Annotated in this window: 7 protein-coding genes and 2 riboswitches; all 7 genes read left to right on the top strand. The window is 45.2% G+C overall.

Annotated elements, in window-relative coordinates; translation table 11 throughout:
- The first annotated feature begins 404 nt into the window (after positions 1-404).
- The 7 genes from Q0785_RS04555 to Q0785_RS04585 all read left to right on the top strand — a co-directional run bounded on the left by Q0785_RS04555 (position 405) and on the right by Q0785_RS04585 (position 10705).
- The gene (locus Q0785_RS04555; protein ID WP_298826090.1) at positions 405-1874 is read left to right on the top strand and encodes a nicotinate phosphoribosyltransferase; all 1470 of its coding nucleotides are present in this window, start codon (positions 405-407) and stop codon (positions 1872-1874) included.
- 11 nt (positions 1875-1885) lie between these two features.
- Positions 1886-2713, top strand: a complete 828-nt coding sequence (gene nadE, locus Q0785_RS04560; RefSeq protein ID WP_298826093.1) for an ammonia-dependent NAD(+) synthetase — start codon at positions 1886-1888, stop codon at positions 2711-2713.
- A gap of 168 nt (positions 2714-2881) precedes the next feature.
- On the top strand, positions 2882-3832 hold the full coding sequence (locus Q0785_RS04565; RefSeq protein WP_223635984.1) for a MoxR family ATPase: 951 nt from the start codon (positions 2882-2884) through the stop codon (positions 3830-3832).
- Positions 3829-5043: a DUF58 domain-containing protein gene (locus Q0785_RS04570; protein ID WP_298826102.1), complete on the top strand. Its 1215-nt coding sequence runs from the start codon at positions 3829-3831 to the stop codon at positions 5041-5043. Before Q0785_RS04565 ends, Q0785_RS04570 begins: the two co-directional genes overlap by 4 nt.
- On the top strand, positions 5040-7223 hold the full coding sequence (locus Q0785_RS04575; RefSeq protein ID WP_298826105.1) for a transglutaminase domain-containing protein: 2184 nt from the start codon (positions 5040-5042) through the stop codon (positions 7221-7223). Before Q0785_RS04570 ends, Q0785_RS04575 begins: the two co-directional genes overlap by 4 nt.
- Before the next feature lie 32 nt (positions 7224-7255).
- A riboswitch (purine riboswitch) is annotated at positions 7256-7357 on the top strand.
- A gap of 125 nt (positions 7358-7482) precedes the next feature.
- The gene (gene guaA / locus Q0785_RS04580; RefSeq protein WP_223636047.1) at positions 7483-9021 is read left to right on the top strand and encodes a glutamine-hydrolyzing GMP synthase; all 1539 of its coding nucleotides are present in this window, start codon (positions 7483-7485) and stop codon (positions 9019-9021) included.
- Positions 9022-9147: 126 nt separating this feature from the next.
- A riboswitch (purine riboswitch) is annotated at positions 9148-9249 on the top strand.
- A gap of 118 nt (positions 9250-9367) precedes the next feature.
- The gene (locus tag Q0785_RS04585; RefSeq protein ID WP_298826107.1) at positions 9368-10705 is read left to right on the top strand and encodes an NCS2 family permease; all 1338 of its coding nucleotides are present in this window, start codon (positions 9368-9370) and stop codon (positions 10703-10705) included.
- Positions 10706-11228: the final 523 nt, after the last annotated feature.

The following is an 11228-nucleotide window of genomic DNA, read 5'->3' on the forward strand; positions in this document are numbered from 1 at the left end:
CAGTACCGCGGTCATTGTTCCACTGGGTGCTTTCTAACTTAAGCAACGTAAACCCTACCTTCTTTTACGTCCTTGCGATCCTCAAATCGCGCCAGTGTGAATAAGTATTCTCAAAAACATTTATCGTAGAATGCCAGATTATCAAAATTTACCAGTTACCTTTGTGTTAACTAGACTACTATCTCACATATCTTTACAAATGTCAAAGCATTCATTATGAATGTATAAAATGAGCTTACATTGACAGAAGACTGCCAGCTGCGTTGGCCGAGGACAAACTGAATATCTTCCCTTGTATTCATTATTCAGTAATTTAAATACAGCTCAGGTGGCTTTTATTTATGGTCCTACCTTTATTCGTGTATAATTGTAGGCATTACTGATGGTGGAAGAAGGGGACTCTTATGGACAAGCATTATGCGGATGACAGTTTGGCATTACATACAGATTTATATCAAATCAATATGTCGGAGGCTTATTGGGCAGACGGCATGCATGAGCGGAAGGCGGTATTCGAATTATTTTTCCGTAAATTGCCCTTTGGCAATGGCTATGCCCTTTTTGCTGGATTGGAACGTGTGTTGGATTACTTGAAAAACTTCAAATTCACGGACAGTGATTTGGAATATCTTCAGAAAGAGCTTGGCTATAAGGAAGATTTCATCGAATACTTGCGGACAGTCCGATTTACAGGAGATGTCTATTCGGTGGCTGAAGGTGAATTGGTCTTCCAAAATGAAGCGCTAATTCGTGTAGAGGCACCGTTAGTGGAAGCACAATTAATTGAAACTGCTCTATTGAATATCGTCAATTACCAGACTTTGATCGCGACGAAAGCGAGCCGCATCAAACAGATTGTGAAAAACGAGCGGGTGATGGAATTCGGCACAAGACGTGCTCAGGAAATGGATGCGGCAATATGGGGAACGCGGGCAGCTTATATCGGCGGGCTCGAAGCGACCAGCAATGCGCGGGCAGGCAAGAAATTCGGCATTCCAGTAGCAGGTACACATGCCCATTCAATGGTGCAGGCTTATAAAGATGAATATGAAGCATTTCATGCTTATGCCAAACGCCACAAGGACTGCGTCTTTTTAGTGGATACATACGATACCTTGAAATCCGGATTGCCCATTGCGATAAAAGTGGCACAGGAATTGGGCGATCAGATCAATTTTCTTGGAATTCGGCTGGATAGTGGTGATATCGCCTTCCTGTCGAAAGAAGCGCGGAAAATGCTGGATGCTGCAGGTTTCCCGAATGCGGAAGTTGTGGTTTCCAATGATTTGGACGAATATACCATTTTGAACTTAAAAGCCCAGGGGGCTCGAGTTGATTCGTGGGGCATCGGTACAAAGCTGATCACTGCTTACGATCAGCCGGCATTAGGAGCGGTTTACAAATTGGTGGCTATAGAAAATGAGCATGGTGAACTGGAAGATACCATCAAAATTTCTGGAAATGCTGAAAAAGTCACCACTCCTGGACTAAAAAACGTTTACCGGATCATAGATAGGGAAAATGGAAAGTCAGAAGGCGATTATATCGCTATGCATGATGAGGACCCTGCTTCGCAGGAACGTTTAAAAATGTTCCATCCAGTCCATACGTTCGTATCAAAATTTGTTACGAATTTCGAAGCCGTCAATATTCATCAGAAAGTTGTTGAAAACGGCGAGGTTATTTATGAAAATCCAAGTTTGCAGGAAATGCAGGCTTATGCCATCCGAAATATGGATCTATTGTGGGATGAATACAAACGTTCACTGAATCCTGAAGAATATCCAGTCGACCTCAGCCAGAAGTGCTGGGACAATAAGATGAGGAATATTCAAGAAGTGCGGCAGGCAGTTCATGACTATATCGGAGACTGAGGAGGAATCATATGTCTACTTTACAGCAGCAAATTATCGAAGAACTGAAAGTCCAGCCTTCCATTCAACCAAAGGAAGAGATTGAACGCACGGTTTCATTTTTGAAGGAATACTTGATGCGCCATTCCTTTTTAAAAGGGTATGTATTGGGCATATCGGGTGGACAGGATTCTACATTGGCCGGCAAGCTTGCCCAAATGGCAGTCGACCAATTGAATGAAGAATCAGGTGGGACTGAATATGGGTTTTATGCTATTCGTCTGCCTTACGGCGTGCAGTTTGACGAACACGACGCTAAAGATGCCCTGGATTTCATTAAGCCGACGAAAACCTATACCATCAACATAAAAGAAGCGGTTGATGCCAGCGATCGTGCCTTAGAAGAAGCCGGCATCGAATTGACGGATTTCGCCAAAGGCAACGAGAAGGCACGCGAGCGGATGAAAGCTCAGTATTCGGTTGCAGCCATGCACAATGCCGCCGTACTGGGAACGGACCATGCAGCCGAAGCGATAACCGGTTTTTATACAAAATTCGGAGATGGAGCCGCGGATTTGACTCCATTATTCCGTTTGAATAAGCGTCAGGGACGGGCTATGTTAAAAGAGCTCGGTTCTCCTGAACATCTGTATACGAAAATTCCGACGGCGGATCTTGAAGAAGATAAGCCGGCAATCCCCGACGAAGTGGCTCTGGGAGTCACTTATGAAATGATCGATGATTATCTGGAAGGCAAGAAGATTCCGGCGGATGCTCAGGAAACGCTGGAAGGCCATTATTTGAAAACACAGCATAAGCGTCATTTGCCGATCACGATTTTTGATGATTTTTGGAAATGACAAACAGAAAAGCAGGAATCCTTCGGGATGTCCTGCTTTTCTTATGTTCTAGGACAAACGTCGAGGCAAAGAAGCCGTGCAGTTGAGTTATTACCTATTTTTCGTTATGATTACGGTAAGATTGTGATAATTCAAAACATTTTTTGATTCGTATTGGAGGAACTATAGATGAATGCAAAAGAGCGGTTGGAACAAGTCATCGATAATATAGAAAAAGTCATCATCGGCAAACGGAATATTGCAGAGTTGAGCATCGTAGCGATGCTGTCTCATGGACACGTCCTGCTAGAGGATGTGCCGGGTGTCGGAAAAACCATGCTGGTCCGCGCTTTGGCGAAATCTGTAGGGGCCGATTTTAAGCGCATTCAATTTACCCCCGACCTGCTGCCGTCGGATGTCGTCGGAGTATCGATCTATAACCCAAAAGACATGGAATTCCATTTTCGTCCGGGTCCGATTATGGGCAATATCATTTTAGCTGATGAAATCAATCGAACTTCCCCGAAAACCCAATCTTCTCTTCTAGAAGCAATGGAAGAAGCTTCCGTCACAATTGATGGGGTAACGATGCAGATCCCTAAACCGTTCTTTGTTATGGCCACCCAAAATCCGATTGAATACGAAGGAACCTACCCTCTGCCTGAAGCACAGCTTGACCGCTTTTTATTGAAAATCAAAATGGGCTATCCGACGCCGAAAGAGGAAATGGAAGTATTGAACCGCGCACAGTCTGCAGCTCCAATCGAAGAATTGACTTCGGTGATTTCCCTCAATGAACTATTGGAACTTCAAGAACAGGTGAAAACAATCAAAGTGGATGAAACCATTCGGAGCTACATTGTTGATTTATCCAGACAGACCCGTCAGGATTCCTATGTCTACCTCGGAGTCAGCCCGCGTGGTTCTATTGCACTCATGAAAGCATCCCAAGCCTATGCTCTATTGAAAGGACGGGATTATGTGACGCCGGATGATGTTCAGTACCTAGCGAAGTTTGTTTTCGGCCATCGTATCATGCTGCGTTCGGAGGCGCGTTACGATGGCATAACTGCAGAAGAAATTACAGAACGTATATTAGCGAAAACCCGTGTACCTGTCCAAAGGCTTGTCGGTCAATGAGTCGATTGAAAAAAATTACAGGTTTATGGGGGCGGTTAATCCTCGTTTTATTCATCCTTGTGTTGACATTCTCCTTCGCCATGTTTCAAGGCGGTTTTGTCAGCTGGTTCATTTTTTATATGGTTCTGCCATTCATCCTTTATTCGGTGCTGCTGACTTTCTATCCTTTGCAGGATGTCGAAGCCACTCGGGAAATTCATACTGCCCAGGTTAGGAAAGGCGGAAGCTTTTCAGCCACCGCCACGATCAACAGGAAAATTCCTTTTCCGTTGCTCTACACAGTGCTGAGTGAAAAAACAAATTCCCCTTCTCTGAATAGAAGAATGGCGGGTCAGCAACAGAAAATGGTTGTTCCGGGATTTCAGAAAACAGTCTCCTGGACGTATGCGGTCGACCAGATGCCGAGAGGCGAACATGTGCTGGAAGGGATTCAGTTGGAAATCGCAGATTTTTTCGGTTGGGTGAAAAAAAGTGGCTTGCTGCCTGTCCAACAGACTGTTTTGGTTTATCCGAATACCGTAGAAATCGCCTACCGTCCGATGGAGTCCCGCTATGATCAAGGATCGATGGCGGCTCCTTTTACCTTAGTGAAAGACACGACCATGGCGAGCGGAATCCGGGACTATCAGCCAGGAGACCGGGTGTCGTGGATTCATTGGAAATCCTATGCACGCACCCAAACCTTGCGTACGAAAGAATTCGAAGATCGTCAGTCGCAGGAGCTTTTTTTGCTGGATGACCGAAAAGATTCAGAAAAATTCGAGTTGCAGGTTGAATTGGTGGCGTCCATTTTGAAGTCGATTGTAAACGCAAATTCAAGTGTGGCTTATCTCTCAGTAGGCCGTAACCGGAATTATTTTCCGTTGATCCAAACCGAAGAGCATCTGCAGCGGGTGATGTATCATCTGGCGAAAGTGCAGAGCGATTTGGATAAGCCGGTAGATCAAGCTATCGGCCGTGAGCTCCAACAGATGAATACGTCGAGTCTGCTGTATGTGACCAGTCAGCTTTCCATGGAGATGGTTCAGTCCATTCGGCGAAATGCCAAAAGCCTTACCAACTGTATGTGTTTGGTTGTCGTCAACAAAGGAGAAGCATTGCTCAAGGAAGATGAGGAAGTACATCAATTTGCCCGCTCAAAAGGCTTTGTTGTCAGGCGTGTCAGTCCAGAGAATTTTGCAACAGTGTTTACGGAGGTGAGCCGGCAATGACTTCCATAAGAAAAAACAAATGGTTTATGGCTGTTTTGTATCTACTGGTTTTCTTTATGCTGGTTGAATGGCTGACGCCGGTCATTGTATTGACTGAAACAGGACATAAAGCACTCTTTCTGATTTTTATCGCCGTAGGTTTATTGATGGCTTTTTTCAGAGTTCCGTGGTGGTTTTCAGGACCGATGAAAATGCTGTATATTTTATGGTTCATTGTGTACGTCTATACTGGTAATTTGTTTTTCACCAGTGAAGCGATTTCCTTTCTCCGAAATGATTTCAGTCTGAATTTTTTAGCTTTAACGACCCAGAACTGGGCGCAGACGACAGACGTATTTCGGACTGTATTATTTTTCATCTTGCTCTGGATGGCCATTTATTTAATCCATTACTGGGTGAGCTTCAGATTAAGCATTTTCCTGTTTTATTTATTGACCGTCATTTTCATAGCGGTGCTGGATACATTCAGTCCTTATACAGGAGAAACAGCCATTATCCGGATTATGGTCATCGGTCTGCTGCTTGCAGGCTTACTGTACTTGGCGCGTTGGATGGAAGGGCACCGGGTTGTAGAACGTACAGATAAAATGGCGTTGTTTGCGCTTCCTCTTGTCTTAGTGGTAGCCGCCTCCACTGCATTCGCGTTGTATCTTCCAAAAGCAGGGCCAATTTGGCCAGATCCCGTTCCGTTTATCACTTCTTTCTCTGGCCAGGGAGGTGCCGGCAGCGCTGGAAGTGTCGGCCGGATCGGCTACGGAGTCGATGATTCGCGTCTGGGCGGTTCCTTTATCGGAGACGATACTCCCGTTTTCCGTGCTGAGGTAGCGGAAGGCCAATATTGGAAAGTAGAATCCAAAGATATCTACACGACGAAAGGCTGGGAACTTACGGAGAATATAGGCGAGTCATTCGTCTATGGCAACAACGACCCGGTTGATACCGGTTTTGTCCCGGATGAAGAAGAGCTCGAAACAGCTCTATTGTCGATGGAGCAGGAGTTTCCGTTCGTTCTTTATCCTTATGGAACGCAATCTTTTTCAATGGAAGAACCGCTGGACTACCAGTACAATACGGCAGACCAGCGTTTTGAAACCTACCAGAACGGGGAGGAGTTCGAGCCCGAAACCGTTGAAATCACCTTCAATGAACCTAGCTATAGCTTGACCGCATTGCGGGAAACGGAGCTGGAGGATTTGGCAGAGTTACCGGCAGAACTCGGCCGTTTCCTGCAATTGCCCGACGAACTGCCTGAACGTGTCAGAGATTTGGCTGCTGAAATCACCGAAAGCAGCGATACTGTCTATGATAAGACTCGGGCAATAGAGCGGTATTTCAGTACTTCCGGATTTGAATACAGCCAAACCGATATCCCGGTGCCTGAAGCCGACCAGGATTACGTCGATCAGTTTCTATTTGAAACCCAAAGGGGCTATTGTGATAATTTCTCCACCTCGATGGTGGTCATGCTGCGTTCTCTTGATATTCCAGCCCGTTGGGTCAAAGGATTCAATGAAGGTGAGCTGATCAATTCAGAAGGGGACACCGATATCTATCAGGTGACCAATAACAATGCCCATTCGTGGGTTGAGGCTTATATGCCGGGTGTCGGCTGGATGCTTTTCGAACCGACCATCGGCTTTACGGGTGCCTCTTCAATCGATTTCGATTTGGAGCTGGACCCGACTGATCCCGAGCAACTCGATCAAGAAGAACGTCCCCTTGAAGAAGACTCTGATAATGTGGAAGAGGAGGAGGCGGCAGTTTCATCAGGTCCTTCTTTCTTGGATGGAGCAGCTGAATTCATCTCAACTAACCGATGGAAAATCATCTGGACTCTTGTGGCTGGCGCATTACTGGCAGGCATTCTCTTTAAAATCCGCCATAAATGGATGCCCAAGCTGCTGGTTACTTATTACAGGAGCCGTGGAGGCAGCCCGCAGCGCTTCGAAAAAGCTTATCTGCGATTGTTGAAGCAATTGGATCTGTATGGCATTCATAGAAGGCCGGGACAGACATTGAAGTCCTATGCGGCATACATCGATTCGTTTTTCGGAACGCGGGAAATGTCTGAATTGACGGAGGCCTATGAGCGTTCGGTATACGGAGGCGATGTTGAATCCGTTGACTGGCTTCAGTTAAGAGAAAGTTGGGAAAATTTAATCAATCGGACAAGCGGTTGATTTTAACGCTTTTAACTTGTACAATTGAGAAAATTATAGATTACAGGTGCCCTCATATATGTCCGATAATATGGATCGGATGTCTCTACCAAGTCCCCGGAAATGACTTGACTATGAAGGTGGATGACGCATGCTTTTAGACATGTGCATTCGCCTTTTTGATGTAGAGCAGAAGAACGCGAGGTCCAATTTTCGCGTTCTTTTGCTATTTTGAGACCTGAATTGAATAGAAGAGGTGAAGGTTTTGCCAGTTAGTCCAATGTTGAAAGAGCAGAAAAAAATCGTCGTTTTGGATTTCGGAAGTCAATACAACCAGTTGATCACTCGCCGTATCCGCGAAATCGGCGTATACAGCGAGCTTCATCCGCATACAGTCACTGCTGAAGAAATCAAAGATATGAACGCTACGGGAATCATTTTCTCTGGTGGTCCTAATTCTGTTTACGATAAAAACGCATTTTCCATCGATGAGGCGATTTTTGAAATGGGCTTGCCGATTTTAGGTATCTGTTACGGTATGCAGCTGATGGCCTTGCACTTGAAAGGCAATGTGGAGAAATCCCAAAACCGCGAGTATGGCAAAGCAGAGCTGAAGCTGACAAAAGAAAGCAAGATCTTCAAAGACCTACCTGAAGAACAGATCGTCTGGATGAGCCACGGAGACTTGGTTACTGCTGCACCTCCGGGATTTGACGTCATCGGAACAAGCTCGGGTTGTCCGATCGCTTCCATGGCTGATGAAAGCCGCGGTTTCTACGGCGTTCAATTCCACCCGGAAGTACGCCACTCGATTTACGGCAACGATCTTCTGCGCAAATTCGTCTATGATGTTTGCGGCATGACCGACGACTGGTCGATGGAAAACTACATCGACTTGGAAATCGAAAAAATCCGCGAAGAAGTCGGCGACAAAAAAGTTCTTTGCGCGCTTAGCGGTGGAGTAGATTCATCAGTAGTTGCTGTTTTGATTCACAAAGCGATTGGCGATCAATTGACGTGCATGTTCGTGGATCACGGCCTCCTTCGAAAAGGGGAAGCGGAAAGCGTCATGAAGACCTTTGCTGACGGATTCAATATGAATGTCATCAAAATCGACGCACGCGACCGTTTCATGAGCAAGCTTGAAGGCGTTACAGATCCAGAGAAAAAACGTAAAATCATCGGCAACGAGTTTATCTATGTATTTGATGACGAAGCTTCAAAGTTAGAAGGTATGGACTTCCTTGCACAAGGAACGCTTTATACCGACATCATCGAAAGCGGAACGACAACTGCGCAAACCATCAAATCCCATCATAACGTGGGCGGATTGCCGGACGATATGCAATTTAAATTGATCGAACCATTGAACACGCTGTTCAAAGATGAAGTGCGTGTGCTTGGTACAGAGCTTGGCATGCCGGATGAAATCGTTTGGCGTCAGCCGTTTCCTGGTCCTGGCCTTGGCATTCGCATCATGGGAGCAGTCACGGAAGAGAAACTGGAAATCGTCCGCGAATCTGACTGGATTTTGCGCGATGAGATCAGCAAAGCTGGTCTTGACCGTGACATCTGGCAGTACTTTACGGTGTTGCCCGATCTTCGCAGCGTAGGTGTTATGGGCGATGCCCGCACTTACGATTACGCGATCGGCATCCGTGCAGTCACTTCAATTGATGGCATGACTTCTGATTGGGCACGCATTCCTTGGGAAGTGCTTGAGAAGATCAGCGTCCGTCTGGTCAATGAAGTCGACCACATCAACCGCGTACTGTATGATATTACGAGCAAGCCACCAGCAACGATTGAGTGGGAATAAACTATTAAAAGATGCCAGCTAACCAAGCTGGCATCTTTTTTGTCTTTTTCACGAACTTTTTTTGTTTATTCTAAATAAATGTTCGTGTTTAGTCTTGTTTATTCGTTTTATCCATGATATATTACGAATGAAATTAAATAAGCTTGTCGTATAATGTCGGGGATATGGCCCGAAAGTTTCTACCGAGTTACCGTAAATGGCTCGACTACGATTTTAATCCGCTCAACTGATGAGTAGGATGCCCTTCTTTTATTTAAATAGAAGGGATAAATCGAACGCATACGGCAATCCGCTGTATGCGTTTTTCTTTTGTAGAAATTATACGCAGGCATTCGGAGGAATCAGAATGAAAAAGTATTTTCAGTTTGAAGAACTGGGGACGAATTACCGCCGTGAATTTATCGGAGGCTTAACTACATTTTTAGCGATGGCTTATATCCTGGTCGTCAATCCGCTGACGCTAACGTTGGAATCGGTTCCGGATCTTCCAGATGCAATGCGAATGGATTATGGAGCGGTATTTATGGCGACTGCTTTAGCTGCGGCCATCGGATGTCTTGTTATGGGAATCCTGGCGAAGTATCCAATTGCGCTTGCGCCGGGTATGGGACTGAATGCATTCTTTGCTTACACAGTTATTCTGACATACGGAATTCCTTGGCAAACTGCTTTAACAGGTGTTTTATTTTCTGGCCTTATTTTTATTCTCATCACATTAACAGGTCTTCGTGAATTGATCATCAACGCCATTCCTGCCGAATTGAAATATGCGGTAGGTGCTGGGATCGGCCTTTATATCACGTTCATTGGATTTCAAAATGCGGGTATCATTGTTGATAATCCAGCTACACTGGTTGGATTAGGAGATCTTTCCAGCGGTTCAGCATTGCTTGCAATCTTCGGCTTGTTCGTCACCGTCATCTTTATGGTCCGGGGAATCCAAGGTGGAATCTTTTTCGGAATTTTGATTGCGGCCGTTGTCGGCATGATTTTTGGCGTAGTCAACTTGCCGAGTGCCGTTATCGATTTGAATGTGCCGAGTATGGCGCCGACTTTTGGGGTAGCACTTGAGCCAATCTTCAACGACTTCGGTTCATTGTTGAATATTCAATTCCTTGTAGTTGTGCTGACATTCCTGTTCGTCGATTTCTTCGATACAGCCGGAACATTGGTTGCTGTAGCCAATCAGGCAGGGTTGATGAAAGACAATAAACTTCCGAGAGCGGGCAAAGCGCTGATGGCTGATTCAATTGCTACAGTCAGTGGAGCGATCTTTGGAACATCGACGACGACTTCTTATATCGAATCCACATCTGGCGTAGCAGCTGGCGCACGTTCCGGATTTGCGGCAGTCGTCACTGGTGTGCTGTTCCTGGTCTCAATTTTCTTCTATCCTTTACTTGAAGTGATCACGAGTGCCGTAACAGCACCGGCTTTAATTATTGTTGGCGTATTGATGGTTTCAGCACTCGGGAAAATTGATTGGACAAGATTTGAAATTGCAGTACCGGCATTCTTGACGATGATTGCCATGCCTCTTGGATACAGTATTGCAACAGGAATCGCAATTGGTTTTATCTTTTATCCGATTACGATGCTGGTAGCGGGAAAAGGCAAACAGGTTCATCCGATCATGTATGGACTGTTTGTGATTTTCATTCTGTATTTTATTTTCATTGCGTAAACACAAAAATCCTCCAGTTTATCTGGAGGATTTTTTCCTTGGGCAAAATAATGGGGACAGCCTATATATAGAAGAAACTTTAAATAGGCAGTAAAGGAGAGAGGAATTTGAGCTTTCGGAATTCAAGGGGTGAAAATATTACCAGGGCTTTTTTACACAGAAAATTCAAGTGTCGACCATTAGTGGGAAAGCTTTAAATATAAGGGGATAGCTTCAATGTAAAGAGTGAATCTCCTTTCAAATCTGTAACGTTTTTGTAATCTTTTTATTAAGAATTTTCTGTTATAATAAAGTTGTGAAAAAATCCGCTTTAAAGTGTTGACTCTATAATATGCCCGTGGTATATTAATCAAGTCGCAAATGAGCGCGGCACATTGAACCTTGAAAACTGAACAGCAAAACGTCAACAAACAGCAACGGCCGCGCAAAACGGCCCGCGCAAAACTTACTGATCAGCGCATGCAGATCACAAGCGAACCGTGCGTCTTCGGACCACGGTACGCCAGCAAGTATTTGAGCAATC

Source organism: uncultured Planococcus sp. (genome assembly GCF_947501725.1).
In the GTDB taxonomy this organism is placed as follows: domain Bacteria; phylum Bacillota; class Bacilli; order Bacillales_A; family Planococcaceae; genus Planococcus; species Planococcus donghaensis_C.